Source organism: Neptuniibacter sp. QD72_48 (genome assembly GCF_047778065.1).
GTDB lineage: Bacteria > Pseudomonadota > Gammaproteobacteria > Pseudomonadales > Balneatricaceae > Neptuniibacter.
In genome coordinates this window covers 354884-377634 of the sequence record NZ_CP180547.1, presented here as the reverse complement: position 1 = coordinate 377634, position 22751 = coordinate 354884, and the positions used below count along the sequence as shown (strand labels likewise).

General features: G+C 43.5%; 16 protein-coding genes and 1 pseudogene. 3 read left to right on the top strand and 14 right to left on the bottom strand.

Annotated elements, in window-relative coordinates; genetic code table 11:
- Nucleotides 1-49 precede the first annotated feature (49 nt).
- Complete coding sequence (locus ACMXYX_RS01600; protein WP_415906422.1) at nt 50-1144, bottom strand: diguanylate cyclase; 1095 nt, start codon at nt 1142-1144, stop codon at nt 50-52.
- A 218-nt stretch (nt 1145-1362) separates the two neighbouring features.
- On the opposite strand from ACMXYX_RS01600, the gene ACMXYX_RS01595 reads away from it, so the two are divergent.
- Complete coding sequence (locus ACMXYX_RS01595) at nt 1363-1734, top strand: PilZ domain-containing protein (RefSeq protein WP_415883253.1); 372 nt, start codon at nt 1363-1365, stop codon at nt 1732-1734.
- On the opposite strand, the gene radA is transcribed toward ACMXYX_RS01595, so the two are convergent.
- Complete coding sequence (gene radA, locus ACMXYX_RS01590) at nt 1735-3114, bottom strand: DNA repair protein RadA (protein ID WP_415902646.1); 1380 nt, start codon at nt 3112-3114, stop codon at nt 1735-1737.
- Nucleotides 3115-3260: 146 nt separating this feature from the next.
- On the opposite strand from radA, the gene ACMXYX_RS01585 reads away from it, so the two are divergent.
- Nucleotides 3261-4538: an O-acetylhomoserine aminocarboxypropyltransferase/cysteine synthase family protein gene (locus tag ACMXYX_RS01585; RefSeq protein ID WP_415893203.1), complete on the top strand. Its 1278-nt coding sequence runs from the start codon at nt 3261-3263 to the stop codon at nt 4536-4538.
- Between the two features lie 118 nt (nt 4539-4656).
- Nucleotides 4657-5854: pseudogene (locus tag ACMXYX_RS01580) on the top strand (IS3 family transposase).
- Between the two features lie 46 nt (nt 5855-5900).
- Here the strand turns inward: ACMXYX_RS01580 and can are convergent.
- The 12 genes from can to pilM form a co-directional block, all read right to left on the bottom strand.
- Nucleotides 5901-6629, bottom strand: coding sequence for a carbonate dehydratase (gene can / locus ACMXYX_RS01575; protein ID WP_415906421.1), 729 nt, complete (start codon nt 6627-6629; stop codon nt 5901-5903).
- Nucleotides 6630-6684: 55 nt separating this feature from the next.
- Nucleotides 6685-7752: a uroporphyrinogen decarboxylase gene (hemE, locus tag ACMXYX_RS01570; RefSeq protein WP_415886718.1), complete on the bottom strand. Its 1068-nt coding sequence runs from the start codon at nt 7750-7752 to the stop codon at nt 6685-6687.
- A gap of 604 nt (nt 7753-8356) precedes the next feature.
- The gene (locus ACMXYX_RS01565; protein ID WP_415899907.1) at nt 8357-9778 is read right to left on the bottom strand and encodes an FAD-dependent oxidoreductase; all 1422 of its coding nucleotides are present in this window, start codon (nt 9776-9778) and stop codon (nt 8357-8359) included.
- A 75-nt stretch (nt 9779-9853) separates the two neighbouring features.
- Nucleotides 9854-14305, bottom strand: coding sequence for a glutamate synthase large subunit (gltB, locus tag ACMXYX_RS01560; protein WP_415906420.1), 4452 nt, complete (start codon nt 14303-14305; stop codon nt 9854-9856).
- A gap of 195 nt (nt 14306-14500) precedes the next feature.
- Entirely contained in the window at nt 14501-16063 is a 1563-nt protein-coding gene (locus ACMXYX_RS01555) for an SPOR domain-containing protein (protein WP_415897416.1), read from the bottom strand.
- A 28-nt stretch (nt 16064-16091) separates the two neighbouring features.
- Complete coding sequence (gene aroB, locus ACMXYX_RS01550; protein WP_415883244.1) at nt 16092-17186, bottom strand: 3-dehydroquinate synthase; 1095 nt, start codon at nt 17184-17186, stop codon at nt 16092-16094.
- Between the two features lie 9 nt (nt 17187-17195).
- On the bottom strand, nt 17196-17696 hold the full coding sequence (gene aroK / locus ACMXYX_RS01545; protein WP_415906819.1) for a shikimate kinase AroK: 501 nt from the start codon (nt 17694-17696) through the stop codon (nt 17196-17198).
- A gap of 45 nt (nt 17697-17741) precedes the next feature.
- Nucleotides 17742-19865 carry a type IV pilus secretin PilQ gene (gene pilQ / locus ACMXYX_RS01540; protein WP_415906419.1) on the bottom strand — a complete coding sequence of 708 codons (2124 nt, stop codon included), beginning with the start codon at nt 19863-19865 and terminating at the stop codon, nt 17742-17744.
- 11 nt (nt 19866-19876) lie between these two features.
- The gene (locus tag ACMXYX_RS01535) at nt 19877-20428 is read right to left on the bottom strand and encodes a pilus assembly protein PilP (protein ID WP_415906418.1); all 552 of its coding nucleotides are present in this window, start codon (nt 20426-20428) and stop codon (nt 19877-19879) included.
- Nucleotides 20425-21072, bottom strand: a complete 648-nt coding sequence (locus ACMXYX_RS01530; RefSeq protein ID WP_415897413.1) for a type 4a pilus biogenesis protein PilO — start codon at nt 21070-21072, stop codon at nt 20425-20427. The genes ACMXYX_RS01535 and ACMXYX_RS01530 overlap by 4 nt, the downstream gene beginning before the upstream one ends.
- On the bottom strand, nt 21072-21626 hold the full coding sequence (locus ACMXYX_RS01525) for a PilN domain-containing protein (protein WP_415897412.1): 555 nt from the start codon (nt 21624-21626) through the stop codon (nt 21072-21074). The genes ACMXYX_RS01530 and ACMXYX_RS01525 overlap by 1 nt, the downstream gene beginning before the upstream one ends.
- Before the next feature lie 5 nt (nt 21627-21631).
- Entirely contained in the window at nt 21632-22693 is a 1062-nt protein-coding gene (pilM, locus tag ACMXYX_RS01520) for a type IV pilus assembly protein PilM (RefSeq protein ID WP_415897411.1), read from the bottom strand.
- Nucleotides 22694-22751: the final 58 nt, after the last annotated feature.

Genomic DNA, 22751 nt, shown 5'->3' with positions numbered 1-22751 from the left:
TACCAATAAAAAAGCCGGGCAGTGCCCGGCTTTTTTATTTCTAAAACAATTAGTCAGCAATATTAACCTTATCTCGGCCCGTATCTTTAGCGCTGTAAAGGGCATCGTCGGAGCGTTGCAATAGCGAATCCACATCATCTTCAGCCTTTAAACTGGCAACACCTATGCTGGTAGTAAAGCCAATTCGTTCTCCTGAAGGAGTTTTTACCTGCTCATCGTGACAACCTACGCGGATCTGTTCAGCCACTTCAACAGCTTGATTGGTATCTAAACCGGGAAGCACCATTAAGAACTCTTCACCACCGTATCGACAAACTAAATCCAATCGCTTGCGAGCAGATTTTCGCATCACTTTAGCAAAACGCTGTAGCACGATATCACCTGCGGCATGACCGTAGGTATCGTTAAAGCTCTTGAACTTATCTAGATCAAACAACAGAACACTCAGCGGCTTACCCTGATCTCTCATCAATTTGATATCGCCACTTAACTGCTCCATCGCCTGCCGTCTATTTGCCAAACCAGTAAGGGGATCTCGTGTCGCTTGTCGATAAAGGCCCAACAACATGTTCAGTTGATTCACAGCCGCCCAACACGCAATTAAGCCCAATACAGCCAACAACCAGAGACTGTTAATCCCATCAATGGTACCAGCCAAGCCGCGGAACAATTGAGTTAGATACTCAACAAGCAAAAGAGCAACGGCATAACACAGCGCCTCCAATATAGACAAAGGAAAAACAGCCATCATGGTCATGATCATAAAAGGAAAGAAATGATAACCTGCCACAGTAAACTCGTAACCATGGGCAATTAACATGGAGCTTGAGGCACACTGAAAAGCAGACAAAATGACGACTAGTAAAGCAAGTCTTAACTTCGCTAAACGCATGCTGTAGCGCTTATATCCCCACAGAGCCAAGCCCACACAGGCAAGCGCCGTTAGACCACGAGCATATGCGATTGAGAGCAGCATATCCTCGGGCAATAGCAAATAATCCACCAGCAACCAAGCAGGCTGAATCAAGGCGAGTAAGAGGGAGATAATCCGAATACGACGAAAAAGAAAATGACTGCGAGTTTGGTTGAAATATCGAGAATGCCTACGACCGCTGGAGACATCCAAAAGCGCTTCTAACAACATATTAATTCTTACAACTTTGTTTTTATTCTTGTTATATCACTTAGCCTGTCCGACTTAGTTTAGTCCAAATGCACAAGCTCAGCTTTAGAGATCAAATTATGATAAAGCCCTTTCGTTTTCAAGGGTTATATTAACGATTACAACTTGACCACAATTTTTTTTGCAGTAATGTCTATAATTATATGAGTTAAATACACTTTTCCTTGGGAAGAATTGCTGTGACCACATCAGATACTGAACGCCGTCGTTTTACCCGTATCAACTTTGATGCTCAGACTGAACTGAAGCGCGATAACGAAACTTGGGACGCAACCCTAGTGGATATATCTTTTAATGGTATTCTTGTGAAAAGTGAGCAGGCACTAGCACTACAAAAAGGCGATGAGGTTCAAGCAGTCATCCATCTTCTAGGTGATGATATCGCCATCCGCACACCTGCTACACTCGCCCACCAACAAGACAATGAATACGGTTTTCTAATAGAGAATCTGGATCTTGATTCATTGACGCTGTTGCGCCGCCTAGTCGAACTTAACTTAGGCGACGAAACATTACTGGAGCGCGAATTAGATCATTTTTTTGAAGACTAACTAAAGCGCCTCTAAAGCCTCAGTAAGCTTAGTAACAGCGACAACCTCCATGCCTTGAAGCTGCTCTTTAGGGACGTTTCCTTTAGGAACGATTGCACGTTTAAATCCGTGTTTAGCCGCTTCTCGGATTCTTTCCTGACCATTCGGTACAGGTCTTATCTCCCCAGATAGGCCTACTTCACCAAATACCATTAGGTCATGCGGTAAAGATTGATCACGGAAACTGGATACAACTGCCAATAACAACGCTAAATCGGCACTGGTTTCTAAAACCTTCACGCCACCAACAACGTTAACAAAGACATCCTGATCACCCGTCATAATACCACCGTGACGGTGTAACACAGCAAGTAACATAGCCATTCGGTTTTGCTCCAAACCTACAGCGACGCGACGCGGGTTATTCATGTGGGATTGATCAACTAGCGCCTGAATCTCTACCAATAGGGGGCGAGTCCCTTCCCAAACCACCATCACAACGCTACCAGGGCTCGGACCTTCTTCACGGCTAAGAAAGATTGAACTTGGATTTTTAACTTCCTTTAGGCCGTTTTCGAGCATGGCGAAAACACCCAATTCATTCACCGCACCAAAACGGTTTTTATGCGAGCGTAAGGTTCTAAAACGAGAATCAGACGACCCCTCAAGCTGAAGGGAACAGTCAATCATATGTTCCAAAACTTTAGGCCCTGCCAAAGAGCCATCTTTAGTGACATGGCCGACAAGGAACAAAACTGTGCCTGTCTGTTTTGCATACCGAGTCAAGTACGCAGCTGATTCCCTAACCTGAGATACAGAGCCCGGAGCTGATTGAACATCAGCCATGTGCATCACTTGGATAGAATCAATAACCATCACTTTCGGTTTTAGCTGTTGAGCGGTGTTACAGATTTCTTCAACGCTAGTTTCAGAGAGCATTTTTAATTGCGCGGTTGGCAAACCTAAACGGCTAGCGCGCATCGCCACCTGCTGTAAAGATTCCTCACCCGTGACATAAAGTGCAGGCATCTGTTCAGCCAAAAAACACATCGTCTGTAACAACAAAGTACTTTTACCGGCACCTGGATGACCACCCATCAAAACTGCAGACCCAGGAACCAAACCACCACCAAGCACTCGATCCAGCTCGCCTGCGCCGGAAGTAAAGCGCGGCATCTCCTCTAACGCTACTTCAGAGAGATTAACCACCTTATCTTTACCAGCACCACCAGCATAACCATCAAAACGCACATTACGCGCTTCGTTCGTAGCGGTCTTCGCAGTCGCTAAACGTACCTCGGTTAAGGTATTCCAAGCATTACAGGCGGTACACTGCCCTTGCCACTTAGTGTAATCGGCTCCACAGTCATTACATACGTAGGCTGTTTTTTGGCGTGCCATCACTCTCTCCAAAGCTTTATCTATAAGTAAGAATTCTACCCAACACTCTGCTTATAACCTATAGATCTTTTCTTATTTTATGATTGCTCTACAATCAGACTCCTATATAAGAACAAGGGTAAACCCCTACATCACAGGAGATGTATATGAAGCTGGAAACAATTGCCGTTCACGGTGGCTACTCCCCAGACCCAACAACCAAAGCGGTTGCGGTTCCGATCTATCAAACTACATCTTATGCTTTTGATGATGCTCAGCATGGTGCTGACCTTTTCGACCTTAAAGTCGAAGGGAATATTTATACCCGCATCATGAACCCAACGACTGACGTACTTGAAAAGCGCCTTGCAGAAATGGAGGGCGGCATCGCTGCTCTTGCTGTGGCGTCAGGTATGGCAGCAATCACTTACGCGATTCAAACAATTGCAGCGACTGGAGACAATATTATCTCCACCAGCGAATTGTACGGTGGTACCTACAATCTGTTTGCTCACACCCTACCGCACCAAGGGATCGAAGTTCGTTTTGCTAATAAAGATGACGTTAGCGAAATAGAGAGCAAAATCGATGCAAACACTAAAGCGCTTTTCTGTGAATCTGTGGGTAACCCATCAGGCGGCATCGCTGATATTGAAAAGCTAGCGGATGTAGCACACCGTAATGGCATCCCGCTGATTGTGGATAACACAGTACCAAGCCCAGCTATGTGGCGCCCCATCGAGCACGGTGCCGACATCGTTGTTCACTCAGTGACTAAGTATATTGGCGGACACGGGAACTCTATTGGTGGCGTGGTTATCGATTCGGGTAAATTCCCGTGGGCGGACAATGCTGAACGTTTCCCTCTTCTGAATACACCTGACGCGTCTTATCATGGTGTTGTCTATACAGAAGCCCTTGGCCCAGCCGCTTACATTGGTCGTTGTCGTGTAGTGCCACTTCGCAACACCGGCGCCGCAATTTCTCCTATGAATGCTTTCATGATCCTGCAAGGTTTAGAAACCTTAGCCTTACGTATGGAACGCATCAACGAAAACAGCGCAAAAATTGCTAACTTCCTAGAGCAACACGATCAAGTTAGCTGGGTTAAGTACGCGGGGCTTGAAAGCCATAAAGATTACGATCTTGCTCAAAAATATCTGAACGGACAAGCATCAGGCATTATCAGTTTTGGTCTTAAAGCGGGCCGAGCAGCCACAGCACCGTTCTATGATGCTTTGCAGATTTTCACGCGACTGGTAAACATTGGTGACTGTAAATCTCTTGCGGCCATTCCAGCTGAAACAACACACCGTCAGCTCAATGATGAGGAACTGGCATCAGCTGGCGTATCACCTGAGATGGTTCGTTTATCGGTAGGTATTGAACACGCTGATGATCTGATTGCAGATTTAGAACAAGCACTTGCTGCTGTGAATAAATAACACCTTTATCGAACTAGAAAAATTGATATAAAAAGGCCGTTAAATATGCGGCCTTTTTCTTATCCATGTCCCGTCCTGAATAAGGTTGACACTTTTCAAGTTATCTTTGGAGAGTGTTATGAATTCAATAAGTAAGCGAACACAAAAAGATTATTCCCTTGCTTTTAAACTAGCAGTGGTTGAGCAAGTCGAAAAAGGGGAAATGACCTATCGGCAAGCTCAAGACCGCTATGGAATCCAAGGTCGATCGACTGTTTTAGTTTGGCTTCGTAAGCATGGGCGTCTAGATTGGAGTGCAGGATTATCTAATTCAGTCCTGTCAGGAGACGCTATGCCTTCCCCAATGCAAACACCAGAGCAACGTATTAAGGAACTCGAACAAGAGCTAGAAGAGACTAAGCTTAAGGCCGATTTTTTTGAAGCTGTTGTAAAAGTCATGGATCGTGATTTTGGTGTACGTATCTCAAAAAAGCGCAAAGCCGAGTTATTAAGGAAAAAACGCTTAAAAAGCTCACCATAACAAAAGCTTGTCGGTTTATTGGTATTAGTCGGCAAGCTTACTATAAGCAGACTAATACTGAAGCCAAGCGTTATTACTTCGAACGTAAGGTAATAGATGCCGTTCGGACCGAACGTATCTTGCAGCCTCGTTTAGGTTGTAGGAAGCTTAAGTACTTACTGGCTCAAAAGGGCGTGGCTATTGGGCGGGATCGCCTATTTAGTCTTCTTCGGCTTCATCGTTTGCTGGTGCCTAATAAACGAGCTTATCACCGAACAACTCATAGTCATCATCGATTTTATTGCCACCCAAACCATATTAAAGCGGGGTTGATACCGAATAGGCCCGAGCAATTGTGGGTAGCAGATATCACTTACCTACCACTGCAAGAAGGGGAAGCTTATATCAGCCTAGTAACAGATGCTTTTTCGAGAAAAATTGTAGGGCACTACGTTGATAACCACATGAAAACTTGCTCAGTTAAACAAGCCTTTATTAAGGCTTTGAAAACGAGACGGAAGGATAATGAACTGATCCATCATTCAGATAGAGGGTCGCAATATTGCTCTACTGAATATCAAAATATTCATCGACAATATAACGTTAGGTGCTCTATGACGGATGGATATGATTGTTATCAGAATGCATTAGCCGAAAGGGTCAATGGAATTTTAAAACAGGAGTATCTGTTGATGAAGCCAAAAGACTGAAGGAGGCGAGACAAATGGTGAAGGAATCAATCGAGCTCTATAATCGATATAGACCTCACACGTCTTTAAAATACAAAACGCCCGATGAAGTTCACCAGGCGTTTTAGGTTTAAAATGTGTCAACCCATATCAGGACGGGTCACCAAGCAGAACTTAATTAAATATAGATTTAACTTTATTCCACATGGTACGTGCATTTTCTTCTGGTGCCTCAGGGGACTGAGCTAGCTCACGCAGTTTATGCATTTTGTTCATTGCCAGTTGATATTGCCCTGACACATCCTCAGCACTGGATGCATTGAACTCAAGATCATTTACTAGGCCATCTCTTAAACCATAGATCCAACCATGTACGGTTATCTCCTGATCATTAGCCCAAGCTTGCTGTAAAATTGTGGTTTCACAGAGATTCATCGATTGCTCAATCACATTAAGTTCACACAAACGATCCAACTGCTGGTGCAAGTCCTCCCATGTAGACAGGAAGTCTTTATGTTTGTCATAAACACGACGAATATTACGCAGCCAATTATCAATCAGCCCATGGGGTTCATCTTCGATAGAAGCCGCCACACCACCACAACCATAGTGGCCAACAACCATGATGTGCTTAACTTTAAGCACCTCTACCGCGTATTGAACGACTGACAGACAATTCATATCTGTATGAACAACAACGTTTGCAACGTTACGGTGAACAAATAGCTCACCCGGCATCATGCCAACAATTTCGTTCGCAGGAACACGACTGTCAGAACAGCCAATCCACAGATACTCAGGTGATTGCTGTTGCGCTAGTGTTTCAAAAAACTGCGGGTCTTCCTGATTTATCTTTTCCGCCCATTCGCGGTTGCTTTCTAAAAGATGAGTAAGCTTGTTCATTAATCACTCTTATAAACAAAGAGGGGCTTATGCCCCTCTGAAATCCAAATCAAAATTAAGACTGATGATACTTCGCACTTAGTTCGTGTACTGCATCAACAAACGCTTTCGGTTGCGCTGGATCTACAAACTGGTGAATACCATGTCCTAGGTTAAATACGTGACCAGAACCATTGCCATATTGACCTAAGATGAACTCTACTTCTTGCTCAATACGGCTTGCTGGAGCGTAGAGAACGCTTGGATCCATGTTACCTTGAAGAGCAACTTTGTCACCTACACGTGCACGTGCATTACCGATATCTGTTGTCCAATCTAGACCTAGCGCATCAGAACCAGCCTCAGCCATTGCTTCTAGCCACTGACCACCATTCTTAGTAAACATGATCACTGGCACTTTACGACCATCATGCTCACGAATTAGGCCATCAACAATCTGTTTCATGTACTTAAGCGAGAACTCTTGGTAGCAAGGACCACTTAGTGCACCGCCCCAAGTATCGAAGATCTGTACAGCTTGCGCGCCAGAACGAATTTGCTCGTTCAAGTAAGTCGTTACAGACTGTGCAAGTTTATCTAGCAACGCATGCATAATCTCAGGCGTCGCATACATCATCTGCTTAACATGACGGAAGTCTTTACTTGAACCACCTTCAACCATGTACGTTGCAAGCGTCCAAGGACTACCAGAGAAGCCAATCAGCGGTACACGACCGTTTAACTCGCGACGGATCTCTTTAACCGCATTCATTACGTAATCAAGGTCTGTAGCTGCATCTGGTACAGGTAGGTCAGCTACGTCTTTCTCTGTACGGATGATCTTTTTAAAACGCGGACCTTCACCCACTTCAAAGTAAAGCCCAAGACCCATTGCATCCGGAATTGTCAGGATATCGGAAAACAAAATTGCAGCATCGAGGTCATAACGCTCTAAAGGCTGAATGGTAACTTCACAAGCCAACTCTTTATTTTTGCAAAGGCTTAGAAAATCACCCGCTTTCGCACGAGTCTCACGGTACTCTGGAAGGTAACGACCCGCCTGACGCATCATCCAAACTGGAGTTGCATCTACAGGTTCACGAAGTAATGCACGTAGGAAACGATCGTTTTTCAATTCAGCCATTTGTGTCAGCCACTTATATCTTGTAAATTCGAATTGGTCGCTATTTTAACGATTTTTACGAGGAATTACCTGTGATTCCATCCCTCTTTAACTAACTTTGTGATCTAAGTTTGAAAAAATACTGTCTGTTACTGTTTTTAGTTATGTTGAGTGGTTGCCAATCCCAACCGACTAAGCCCATAAATCTCGCGCCTGCCAAGTTAGCAGTATTTCAAAAAGAGCAAGTTTGGTTAGATACTAGCGCTACCAGCACACACAATGAGCAAACGTTTAATAACAAACTAAAAACAAGATTGGCCTTATATGGCGCTGAAGACATCCGAACATTAGGCTCATCACAATCACCTAAGACGGGGCTGGTTATTCAAAGCCGAATAATTCCGTTAAATGGACAGCAAAGATATCAGATGAGGATCAGCAGGAATCAACGAGAACTGATCTCAGCAGATTACCCTGTCATATTAGCTAACAGCGACCAGTTAGCTATCAATGATTTCTTAAGTAGTATTCACTATAAGATTATCAATGCTGATCAGTATTTTTAGGCAAAAAAAATCCGGCCTTCTGAGAAGTACCGGATTTTTTCAAACGGATTAATTAGAGATTAAACTTCCAAGTAATCCAGCATACCTTCTGCAGCTTTACGACCTTCAGCAATCGCCGTTACTACTAGATCAGAACCACGTACCATATCACCACCAGCGAATACTTTTTCGTTAGTAGTCTGGAACGGAAATGCATGCTGTTCTGGCGCTTTAACACGGCCATCTTCATGCAAATCAATACCAAAATCAGCAAACCATGGCGCTGGGCTAGGGCGGAAACCAAATGCTACAAGAATAGCATCAGCCTCTAGAACCTCTTCAGAACCAGGAACGACTTCAGCACGGCGACGACCATTTTCGTCTGGCTCGCCCATCTGTGTGCTAACTACTTTGATACCGGTTACTTTGCCGTTTTCACCTACAACTTCAACAGGCTGACGGTTGAACTGGAACTGTACGCCTTCTTCACGCGCATTTTCCACTTCTTTCTTAGAACCAGGCATGTTCGCTTCATCACGACGGTAAGCACAGATAACTGACTCAGCACCCTGACGGATAGATGTACGGTTACAGTCCATCGCAGTGTCACCACCACCAAGCACAACAACTTTCTTGCCTTTTAGGTCGATGAAACCGTTTTCATCTTGCTCGAAGCCAAGGCAGTTATTCACATTGGAGATCAAGAAAGGAAGCGCATCATACACACCATCTAGATCTTCACCTGGGAAGCCACCTTTCATGTAAGTGTACGTGCCCATACCTAGGAATACTGCATCGTATTGATCGATCAGATCCTGCATCTGAACATCTTTACCTACTTCAGTATTCAGACGGAACTCAACGCCCATCTCAGTAAAGATTTCACGACGACGAGACATTACGTCTTTTTCCAGTTTAAATTCTGGAATACCGAACGTTAGAAGACCACCGATCTCTGGGTTACGATCAAAGACTACTGGTTTAACACCATTACGTACTAGAACGTCCGCAGCAGCCAAGCCCGCAGGGCCTGCACCAATCACTGCAACTTTCTTATCAGTCTTTGGTGCCTGAGACATATCAGGTTTCCAACCCATCGCGAATGCAGTATCAGTAATGTATTTTTCTACAGAACCGATAGTTACCGCACCAAACCCGTCGTTCAGCGTACAAGCACCTTCACATAGACGATCTTGCGGGCAAACACGACCACAAACTTCTGGTAAAGAGTTAGTCTGGTGACTTAACTCAACCGCTTCCATGATGTTCCCTTCTGAAATTAGCTTCAGCCAATTCGGGATATGGTTATGCACAGGGCATTTCCATGAACAATATGGGTTACCACACTCTAAACAACGGTGTGACTGCTCAGATGCTTCTTCTTTCGCAAACGGCTCGTAGATCTCACCAAAGCCTTCTTTACGTACATCTGCATCAATTTTCTGTGGTCCTTTACGACCCACATCGAGGAACTGAAAATCGTTGTTCAAACGGTCAGCCATAATCCTCACCTCTTAAAAGCAGCCCTTAACAGCAGGGCTGCGGATTATTCTTCATCTACTTTTTAAATTTGCTTCTTATTCCGGGCGTGTACGGATGTTAGATAGCAAATCATTCAGGCTTGCAGCTTTTGGTTTAACCAACCAGAAGCGACCGATGTAATCATCAAGATTATCGATGATCTCTTGGCCCCATGCACTGCCTGTCTCTTTAGTGAACTCAATGATCACAGAGCGCAGATGATTTTTGTAAGCTTCCATATTTTCAGTGTGGATACGCTGAATCTCTACTAGCTCGTGGTTATATTTATCCACGAAGCTGTTATCCATATCCAGAACGTAAGCAAAACCACCTGTCATACCAGCACCGAAGTTGTAGCCCGTAGAGCCCAACACAGTAACCAAACCACCCGTCATGTATTCACAACAGTGATCGCCAGCACCTTCAACGACAGCATGTACACCAGAGTTACGTACACCGAAACGCTCGCCTGCTTGACCCGCAGCAAATAGCTTACCGCCGGTTGCACCGTATAGGCAGGTATTACCCATGATGGCAGTTTCATTTGACTTGAATGTTACTTCGTCAAATGGACGAATAACGATCTTACCGCCAGCCATACCTTTACCAACGTAGTCGTTAGCATCACCTTCTAGGTATAAGTTCTGACCACCAGCATTCCAAACACCAAATGATTGGCCTGCATGACCTTTAAACTTGAAGGTTACAGGCTGATCACTCATGCCTAGGTTGCCATGCTGTTTAGCAATTGCACCAGAGGTACGGGCACCTACAGAACGGTCACAGTTAGTGATCACCAGTTCGTATTCACCGCCAGTCTTATCAGCAATCGCTTTCTCAGCAAGCTCTAGCATCTGAGTGTTCAGTTCAGCTAGGTCGTAAGGCTCGTTACGCTCTACCTGACAAGTGTTAGGGAACTCTTCACCAGCAGATGTCAAAATTGGAGATAGATCCAAATTCTTCTGACGAGGTGTTTCACCGTCAAGGATCTCTAGAAGATCTACGCGACCTACTAGCTCTTCCATAGAACGAACACCTAGCTGTGCCATTAACTGACGAGTTTCTTCAGCAACGAAACGGAAGAAGTTCTTAACCATCTCTACCGTACCGCGGAAGTGATCTTCACGCAGTTTATCGTTCTGAGTAGCAACACCGGTCGCACAGTTATTCAAATGACAGATTCGTAGGTACTTACAACCCAATGCAACCATTGGCATTGTACCGAAACCAAAGCTCTCAGCACCTAGGATCGCGCCTTTAACAACGTCCAAACCAGTCTTCAAACCACCGTCCGTTTGTAGACGCACAGAACCGCGTAGTTGGTTACCACGTAGAGACTGGTGTGCATCGGCAAGACCAAGCTCCCATGGAGAACCTGCGTAATGGATCGATGTCATTGGTGACGCCGCTGTACCACCATCATAACCAGAGATAGTGATCAAATCTGCGTATGCTTTAGCAACACCACATGCGATCGTACCTACACCTGGACGAGATACCAGCTTCACAGAAACTAGCGCTTCTGGGTTAACCTGCTTAAGGTCAAAGATTAGCTGCGCCAAGTCTTCGATGGAGTAGATATCATGGTGCGGCGGAGGCGAAATTAGCGTCACGCCTGGTACAGAGTAACGTAGACGTGCAATCAGGCTATTAACCTTACCACCAGGTAGCTGACCACCTTCACCCGGCTTAGCACCTTGAGCTACTTTGATCTGCATAACTTCAGCGTTAGATAGGTATTCCGGTGTTACACCGAAACGACCCGAAGCAACCTGCTTGATCTTAGAACGCTTCATCGTGCCGTGACGAGCAGCATCTTCACCACCCTCACCGGAGTTAGAACGACCACCAAGTTCGTTCATCGCAACAGCAAGTGCTTCGTGAGCTTCTGGAGACAATGCACCTAGGGACATTGCAGCAGAGTCGAAACGTGGGAAAATATTGTCAGCCGGCTCTACCTCATCAATTGAGATAGCTTTAACATCTTTACGTAAGCCCAGCATGTCACGCAGAGTTGCGTAACCGCGGTTGTTAACCAACTCAGCATAGCGTTGGTAAGCTTCAGGATTACCTGTTTCTACTGCTTCGTGGATAGTCTTAACTACGTCTGGGTTATAAGCGTGGTATTCACCACCATGCTTATACTTCAGCAAACCACCTGCTTGAATTGGCTTACGCGCAGTCCAAGCTTCTTTCGCTAGTAGGCCCTGCTCAAATTGGAAGTCCTCGAAACGAGCACCTTCAATACGGCTAGTAACACCTTTGAAACATAGGTCAACGATTTCAGAGCTTAGACCGATCGCCTCAAACAACTGTGCACCACGGTAAGAAGCAATAGTAGAGATACCCATCTTAGATAGGATCTTCATTAAGCCTTTGTTGATGCCTTTACGGTAGTTCTCGTGAGACTGAAGCGGCTCAATTTGAATTTCGCCAGCAGCGCATAGATCGTTAAGAACACGGTAAGCAAGGTATGGGTAAACAGCAGTCGCACCAAAACCAAATAGTACCGCAAAGTGATGAGGGTCACGAACCGTACCACTTTCTACAACGATGTTGGCATCACAACGCAAGCCTTTATCAACTAAGCGGTGGTGCACTGCACCTGTAGCTAAAGCAGCGTGGACTGGAAGGCAACCACGAGCGATATTAGCATCGCTTAGTACTAGAATGACTTTACCATCTCGAGCTGATTGTTCAGCTTGATCAGCAATAGACTTGATCGCGCCCTCAAGAGAGATCTCTTCAGGGTTATAGTTCAGATCAATTTGTGCAACTTCAAAGCCTGGCTCTTGGTTATCACGCAGGCGGTTAAACTTGCTTGCAGACAATACAGGCGTAGTCAGAATTACTCGACGAGCGTGTTCTGGTGTTTCTTCGAAAACATTCTGTTCAGAACCGATACACGTTTCTAACGACATAACGATCGCTTCACGTAGAGGATCGATAGGTGGGTTAGTAACCTGAGCGAATTGCTGACGGAAATAGTCATATAAAGAACGCACACGGTCTGATAGGACAGCCATTGGCTTGTCATCACCCATAGAACCGATCGCTTCCATACCACTCTCACCTAGTGGACGTAGGATCTGGTCACGCTCTTCAAAAGTAACCTGGAACATCTTCATGTGAGTTTTAATCTCGTCCGCTGACATAGCAGGGAAAGATTTAGACTCTTCTTCCAAGTCCATTGTCTGCTCTAAACGTAGAGCATTCTCTTTAAGCCATTTTTTATAAGGCTGTGCAGCTTTCAGGCGGTTATCTACATCTTGTGTATGCAGAACATCACCTGTCTGCGTATCGATAGCCAAGATCTGACCCGGCCCTACACGGCCCTGAGCAACAATATCTTCTGGCTGATAGCTAAATACGCCGATTTCAGATGCAGTACAGATATAACCTTGTTTAGTCATTACCCAACGAGATGGGCGTAGACCGTTACGATCAAGCATACATACAGCAAAGCGACCATCGGTCATTACCATGCCCGCAGGACCATCCCATGGCTCCATGTGCATAGAGTTGAAATCATAGAATGCACGTAGATCAGCATCCATAGTTTCAACATTCTGCCATGCTGGCGGTACGATCATACGCACTGCACGGTAGATATCCATGCCACCAACCAATAGGAACTCAAGCATGTTATCCATACTTGAGGAGTCAGAACCTGTTGTATTAACAATAGGCTGCAGCTCATCTAGGTTAGGTAGCAGATCTGTAGCAAATTTGCTTGCACGTGCTTTAGCCCAATTACGGTTACCTTCAACGGTATTAATTTCACCGTTATGCGCCAAGAAGCGGAAAGGCTGAGCTAAAGGCCAGCGTGGTGCAGTGTTTGTAGAGAAACGCTGATGGTAAGTACATACAGCTGTTTCAAGACGAGGATCTGCCAAATCTTTGAAGAAAACAGGTAGATCAACAGGCATAGTTAAACCCTTATAGGAAATAACTTTGTCTGAAAAACTACAAATATAGAAATCTTCATCAGCTGACATTGCAATTTCAGCTTTACGGCGTGCTGTAAACAAACTAATTGCTAGTTCACGTTCAGATTTGCTTGCCGCTGTAATAAAGACCTGTTCGATGAGTGGCAGGGTATCTTTTGCGATAGGCCCTAGACAAGATTCATCGGTTGGAACTACACGCCATCCAGCAACTTCAAGACCTTGATCAGTAATTGCAGTATTTACTGCGCTACGTGCTGCTTCTGCTTTCGCTGCATCACGTGGCAAAAATACCATACCAACCGCATAAAATTCGCCTAGATCGGTGTTAAATTCTTCCTGCGCAACGGTACGCAAAAAACCATCAGGTTTTTGCATCAACAGGCCACAACCGTCACCTGTTTTACCATCTGCCGCAATGCCACCACGGTGTGTCATGCACGCTAGTGCTTCGATCGCTTTTTCTAGCAGATCGTGACTCGCCTGGCCTTGCATGTGTGCCATAAGGCCAAAGCCGCAGTTATCTTTGAATTCACCGGGGCGATAAAGACCTTTGCTCATAAGCCATTCCCACTTAAAAATACTTAAAAATCAATATCTTAATAATTCTTTCTGCTGCAATATATGCGCCACTCAGCAAAAAGGGACAGCTATTCTACACGCGAAGTGGGTTTGGGACAAATTTCAAACAGTTGCCCGAGGATATATGGAAGGTAATAGCCCATCAATACGACACGCTATCTATTTGTTTTAAAACTATTTTTTACTTTTAATATCTATTTTTACACCCTGAATACTTCTTGCCCAAGGTTTTACGTTTTGTAGCTCTTTTGGCAATTTTCTAATGGCTGCATTCGCAATATCTCTATTAGCAAACTTGCCATGTACAACTACGTGCCACGGCTGCCCTTTATATATTGTAGAGAAGTGGTAAAAATCACTCGGTTTTTGCTGTGATTTGATAAAACCAAGGGCACTTTCTTCTGACCTAGCACCTAACATCTGCAGGGTATAACCTTTATCAGGCCAATCCATCAATGCTTGTTCACTTTGACTTAGTCCGACTGATAACAGCTTAGGCTTTGTCTCTTTAGATTCAACTTTTAGGCTCAGAGGCGTAACCGATGGCTGAGTTTCACTACTCGTCTGCACAACATCTCTAAGGTCTTTTTCTAACTGAGCTGTGTCGACTTTCTTAATTTCCGGCTTACCATTAGCAAGAGCCTTAGGTTTCACCGTAATCCCGCCTTGGGGAGAATGATTAATTTCTTCAGTTTGTTTAGACGGCGCTTTTGCAATACTTGGTATTACATCTTCAGCTATTTTCGGTTGAACTACAGTTTTAAGTTTATCTTCCTGCTCTTTCAATCGCGCAGAAAGCTCTTCGTGCGCTGGGGTTATTTCTTCAAGAACCTTTTCAGGCTGAACAGCCTTTCCCATCTGCAAGCTATCAACTTCGAGTGACTGAGCTTTATCAGAGCTTGCTGGCACCACTAAAGGAACAGATACTCGCTCTTCCACAGCCACTTGCTGCTCAATAGCTGGCTCTTCTGGCATAAACTTCCATAAAGAAACACCAAGAATCCCGATCAAAACAATTCCAATACCCATCATATGAATTGGTGGTAGAGGAAATGCCGTTTTCTTTTTAGGCGGAACAGTTATTTTACCACCAGCAAGAAGCGTTTCTATTCGCCCAGGCATACCACCAGAGAGGGCGATTAAATCTGATTTTTTCTTTTCAGCTAGAGTAGTAAGAGCTGGATGGCAGATCTGTAGATATTCAGCTGCTTCTTCATCTGACATACCCTCAATAGCCACATGATGAACACGTCCTTCCATTGCTTTGACAAGATCTGTAGCTAAAACAGCTTCTGCATAAGACGGTTCAGACATCAAAATTAACTGAGCACCTGCTGCATGCAGATTTATCAGCAACTCAAATGCTTCATTAGATAGATATTCAGCATCATCAATTAGAATCAGACATTTCTGACCTGCAGAACTTAGCGCTTTTAGCTGAAGATGAAACACTTTCAACTGATCGGCAAATCCTGTTCCGGTCGCATTATGACTAGGCAATTGACCAATAAGGGATTCAAGGAGTTTCTGCTGTGATAATTCAGCTTCTGGCTTTATAAAACAGCTACAAAGAGTTGTATCACCCTTTTCTGGATGAAGTTGATCCAATAAAGTACTTTTTCCTGCACCTCTATCGCCTGACACTAACAGCAAAAAGTCAGAAAACCTGACTAAGTGCTTTAATTTATCTAGCAGTTGAAGACGGCTTGGCGGTTCAAAGTATATATTTGACTTCATCAGACAGGATCAACTCTTAAAGCATTAACTAACAGCAGTTACCTAACTTTTTACCCGCAGATAAGGTCTGGTCTAATAACTCCGCAGGAAAATCTGAAGTGACAATTGCTTTACCTACTTCTTGAAGTAATACGAGACGAATACTGCCATCAACAACCTTTTTATCCACAAGCATCAAATCTTTAAAAGTATCAACACCCATAGATTCAGGCGGCAACACTGGAAGATTAGCCGCTTCAAGTATATTCCTGATTCGATCAACATCTGAAGATGAGATCCAACCTAATCGACAAGACAGATCCGCCGCCATCATTGTTCCTGCGCCAACAGCTTCGCCATGAAGCCATTCGCCATAGCCCTGATCAGCCTCAATAGCATGACCAAAAGTATGCCCTAGATTCAGCCACGCACGAATACCAGCTTCTTTCTCGTCTTGTGCAACAACCTCTGCTTTTACAGCACAAGATCGGTAGATTGCCTGTTCAAGAAGATCTGACTGCAATCCCATCAGCCCATCAATATGATCTTCTAGATAACATAAGAAAGCTTCATCATAGATCAAACCATACTTAATCACCTCTGCCATACCTGCAGACAGCTCTTTTTCTGGGAGTGTATTTAAAACATCAGTATCAATAACAACACATTGAGGCTGATGAAAGGCCCCGATCATATTCTTGCCTTTCGGGTGGTTCACGCCGGTTTTACCACCAACAGAAGAGTCGACCTGAGAAAGCAGAGTCGTCGGCACCTGAACAAAGTTCACCCCACGCTGATAACAAGCAGCAGCAAAGCCTGTCATATCACCGATAACTCCACCACCTAGTGCGATGAGCGTTGTCGTTCTGTTATGACGATTTTCTAATAATGCATCAAAGATCGTATTGATCTGATCCATATTTTTATACTGTTCACCATCAGGCAAAATAACCGTATCTACTTGAAACTGGCCTGTAAGTGTTTTTTGTAAGCGTTCAAGATATAAAGGAGCGATTGTGTTATTCGTCACAATCAGAACCTGCTTACCCTTGATATATGGAGAAATTAGCCCCTGATCAAGTAAACCTTGACCAATAAAAATAGGGTAACTGCGATCACCCAAATCCACTTTTAATGTTTGCATAAAGAATTACTAATCCGCATCAAGCGGTGACTTTGCCTTCAATTGTTTAATGATGTCACTTGCGACAGTTTTGGGGTGACGCCTATCTGTTTTGACTATTATGTCAGCACAATCAAGATATAAGGGATGACGCTCAGCCATAAGCGTTTCTAGGACAGCTCTAGGGTTCTCTGTTTGCAGCAAAGGTCTATTTTTGTCACGAGAAGTTCTATCTAATTGCTGATCCACTGATGTTTCCAAATAAACTACCGTACCATTCGATTGCAACGCAGCTCGATTAGCAGCCCTCAACACAGCCCCTCCGCCTGTAGAAAGGACAATAGAGCGATCTTCCGCCAAATCCTTTATGACGCTTTCCTCTCTATCGCGAAAACCTGTTTCGCCTTCCACATCAAATATCCAAGGAATATCGGCACCGGCACGGTCTTCTATTGCACGATCAGAATCAACAAATTCTAACTTTAATTCTTGAGATAACAAACGGCCTATGGTGCTTTTTCCAGCTCCCATAGGCCCAACGAGAAAGATGTTCAATTCACACAACCATTCTTACAATTACTGAGAAGTTAATGAATTTCTAACCAATTTAGGTGTAATAAAAATCAACAACTCAGTTTTTTCAGATTTATTCTCTTTATTTCGGAAAAGCGCACCCATAATAGGAAGGTCACCTAGCAAAGGTATTTTACCAACAGCCTCACTAGTTTCATTTTTGAATACCCCACCCAGGACGATTGTTTGACCGTCTGGAACAACCACCGAGGTTTTAAGCTCATTATTATCAATACTTAGCTCACCATTAGGTAACACCGCCCCGATAGAATCCTGCTTTATTACTAAATCCATAGCTATCCGATCACCAGGATTAATCCGAGGAGTAACATCTAGTTTCAAAACCACATCCTTAAATTGAATGCTCACCTCGCCGTCTTCAACCGTTTGATAAGGTATTTCAGATCCTGACTCTATAGATGCCTGAGTACCGTTTGTAGTCAAAACCTTAGGTTGTGAGATTATTTCAGCTTTACCATCTGTTTCTAAAGCTGATAGTTCTAAACCTAAAATAGCACTTGAACCAGGCTTGAATCCTATAGCTATGGCCCCTGCATTTGCAGCAGTAGCACCTAGATCCACTTGAAGAGTAGTTTCCGAGAGCCCTTGACTGAAATCAAGTTCAGTTACATCCCTATTAATAACCCAACCTTCACCATCGCTATCTATACTGTTAAATCCAAATCCCCAACGCACACCAAGATCTTCAGTCACACTGGAGCGAGCATTTACCAAACGGGCTTCGACCAATACCTGTTCAACCTCCACATCAAATCGTCTAAGGGTTTTACGAATTTCCCCAATATCCTTCTCGGTACCACGAACCATGATAATATTCGTCTCATCATCAGCCATGACAAAACCACGGTCAGATATTAATTTTGCTTTTTCAATCGCATCAAGCATTTCCGAAGCTTTACGATATTCGATCTGAATATATTCAGTTCTTAATGGCGCTAACTGCTCTACTTTTTGAGAACTTTCTAACTCTTCCTGCTCTCGTCTTGCGATCTCAGCTGCAGGTGCAATCAATAACACATTACCCACAGTACGCTGATCCAATCCTTTAGTTTTCAGAATAATATCTAAAGCCTGATCCCAAGGAACATTTTTTAACCTTAGTGTAATGTTACCACCAACTGTATCGCTCACCACCAAGTTCAATTCAGCTACTTCTGCGATTATTTGCAGTACCGAGCGAAGCTCCACATTCTGAAAATTTAAATCAATCGCTTCTCCACTAAATGGAAATAAATCTTTATCTCTTTCTTGTTTTTCAGCCGCACTTAGAGGCTTAAAGTCCAGAACCAACTTATTGTCAGTCTGATAAGCCAAGTACTCATATGGCTCAGCACTAGGCTTGACAAGAATACTAGTATTACCGCCTTTAGCCATCGCATCAATAAACATAACTGGCGTTGCAAAATCCTGCACATCTACTCGTTGTTCTAAAGCGCGAGACAGATCAGCACCAATCAAATTAACTACAACATTATTCCCTTCTTCTTGAATATCTACCCCAGCTTTATCATCTGATAGGGTAATGCTTACTCGTCCTATGCCACCCTCTTCTCGCTCAAAGTCCATGCCTACAACACTAGTGCGATCTGACATTAAGCCAGTAGAACCAGAACTATCTACTGAACTTTGTGACACCATACTCTTACTATCTGCAACTGGAGGGGCAGTATTCACTTGATCCCCACCCGATTGAATAATCACAAAAAGACTATTCCCCTCAGAGAAGGCTTTATACGAAGAAGACTCAAACAAGCTAGTAACAATACGTAAGCGCCCATCTGTTTGAGCAAAATTCACCGTATCAACCTGACCGGTTTTCACATCCAAAGAACGAGTCCCTAAACCATTTTCCACTCCCCAAAGGTCCATAACTAATCGCGCAGGCTGGTTTATCATATAAGCTTGAGGTGATGGAGGTGCAGCATCGAAGTCAAATCTAAGTTCAACTTTACCTCCTGGCAAAGCAACAAAATTAGCCTGTTTCATCTGCACTTCAGCTGCCGCCCACTGCGACAAAAACACACTGATTAAAGCAACACATAGTAGGTAAACTTTTTTATAGTTAATATTTGCTGCTTCAGTGTTCATGGGGACCCGAATTTTCACAATATTATCCCTTATTCCTGCTCATTCAAGGCAAGGCTGCGTGTTCGCTTCATCCAACCACCGCGCCCATTTTTTATTATTTCCAACAAATTAATCTGTCTTTCATCCAACGAGACTATCTCACCATGATTTAGCCCCATATAATCTCCAACAGTCACTCTATGAATTTCTGAATTAGTATCTTCAATCAAAGCCCACAAGCGACCATCATCCCTTTGGTTAATGGTTCCTACCATGTTCAACTTATCGATAGAGAAATTTTCGAGATAATCCTTTTCTCTATCGTTATCTGGTTGCAGGTCACTGAGTTGATTTTCCGAAGCACCTAATTCTTCGGTCGCCACCACCGGTACTATAGCCCTAAAAGGCTCTCTCATAGAGGCGCCCTCATAGACAAAGCTACTATACGGTTTAACTTCTGGCAAAGCTTCGATACTGCCACCTTTCAATTTATTTGTCTTCGATACAAAACTTTTCAAATCTGCCGTATCAGCAACCCAATTAACACAGCCACTCAATAGAAAACCAACTAAGAATAGCGAAAGAACCCTGAACCCACTCATTTTCTTCGCCCTCTTTTTCTACGTTTCGATTTTTTCTTATTAGGTTTTACCTGAGTGTCATCATATCTATAAGTCTTAGCATCAATATTCATTGACACACCAGATCCTGAAGGTTTAATTGAATAATCATGCATTGTCACTATTCGTGACAATCCAGCCACACCACTTACGAATTGACCTATTTGGTGGTAAGACCCCGCTACCGATATTTTAATCGGCAATTCACTGTAAAAGTCTCTACGTTTTTCAGTAGCTAAAGATATTGAGCCTATATTTAATCCTGCAGCAGTACCTAAATTTGTAATATCATCCAGCAATCCTGGCACTTCTTTTTCTGTCGGCAACTGTTTCAATAGCTCTTTAAACCTACCCTCTACATCCTTCATCTGTTTACGAAGTGCATCTAAGTTTGCAACCTGTAAAGCTTTACTTTTATATTGCTTTTTTAGGCCTTCTTCCTTAGCAACTACTTTTTTCAGGCTATCCTGCTTATCCTGTATATAAAAATGCACTCCACCAGCAATAATAAGTGCGATGACGAGCAGATAACTGACTACTTTAACCCCTATCGGCCAATTACCAGCATTAGCAAAATCCATATTCCCTGGATCAAAGCCCTTAAATGCATTTTTAAACACATCCATCACTTACTCCCTTTACTTTCTTTTGGAACGATTACCGGCAAAGACAAAGCAAAATCATTCAATTCATCTTTTGAAAGCTTAACCTTGCTTAAAGACGGCTCACCAAACCAAATAGAGGTTTCAATATTCCTCATCAAATTAGACACATCTAATTTATCCTCAGCCAGCCCTTTTATACTAATCTTGTTAGATTTCCGTGTAATACTGGAATAATACACTCCATTAGGAAGTACTTTTACAAGCTCATCAAAATTCCGAACTATGAGTGGACGAGAAGCCTGTAAGTTTTGAATAGCATCTAAACGCTCAAGCAATCTCTTTTTCTTTTCCTTAAGTTCTTTGATTTCTTCTAATTTTTTATCCAGCTTTGCAGCTTGACTCTTAAGGTAATTATTTCGATCCAACTGTCTATCTTGCATAACATCGAAATAATAGCCAATCCCCAACACAATCCCACCTGCAAATAGTGCAGAACCACATAAATTAATCAAAAAACTTTTTTGTCGCTCTTGAGATCTTTCTTCTCGCCAAGGTCTTAAATTAATCCTAGCCATGTCTATTAGCCCTCAAATCCACGCATTGCCAATCCACATGCCTTCATCAAAGAAGGAGCATCACGCTCTAGCCTAGAACGGTTTACTCGTGAGTTGATCGACATTTTAGAGAATGGATTTGCCATATCTGCATTTATTCCTAACTCTTCAGTCAGCTGATCAGCCAAACCATCTATCGTAGCAGTACCACCAGAGAGATATAATGCAGAAAGCTCATTATGAGCACCGGAGGAATAGAAGAATTGAAGAGAACGTGATACTTGCTGAGCCACTGTCCCTCTAAACGGCATAACAACCATTTCTTGAATCTCTGAAGACAAATCATTCAGTCTTAAAGATTGCTCAACCTCTTCAATGCTCATCCCATATTGTTGATGAATTGTATTGGTTAAGTCATTTCCACCAAATGCCTGTTCACGACTGTAAACAATTTCATTCCCTTTAAATACATTTAAAGTCAGAGTAGCTGCACCTATATCAACTACACCGACCAAATCTTTATCATCTCTAGGCTCAGGCGAAGTTAGAGGGAAAGCCCTTTCAACCGCATAGGTATCGACATCGACAATCGAACACTGCAAACCGGCGTTACTTATCGCATCTTCACGCTGTTCGACATCAGTTTTACGACAAGCAACAAGTAGAACTGTATTGAGATTATCATTATTTCGCACAGGTCCAAGCACCTCAAAATCAAGTGCCACCTCATCCAATGGATACGGTATAAATTGATCTGCTTCGACCTTTATTTGATCTTCAAGCTCGAATTCAGAAAATGCATTACTCATTTCTATACGCTTGGTAATAACAGCAGAAGCCGGTACTGCAGCTATAGCTGCAGACATCTTCCCTCCAGCCACTTTGACAGCCTTTTCAATAGTTTCTGCAACTTCACCAACATCTTGGATATTGCCATCAATTACCGCTGTAGGAGGCAAGGAGACAACAGCATACGCTTCAAGCGTATAGCCACTACCACTTTTGGACAGAGCAACCAGCTTCACAGATGATGAGCCGATATCCAGCCCGACTAAACTACCCGACTTGTTCCCCAAAAAGCCAAACACAAATATATTCCCTAACTTAATCCTGCGTTAATGTGCATTTAGTACTCTAGGCCAACTC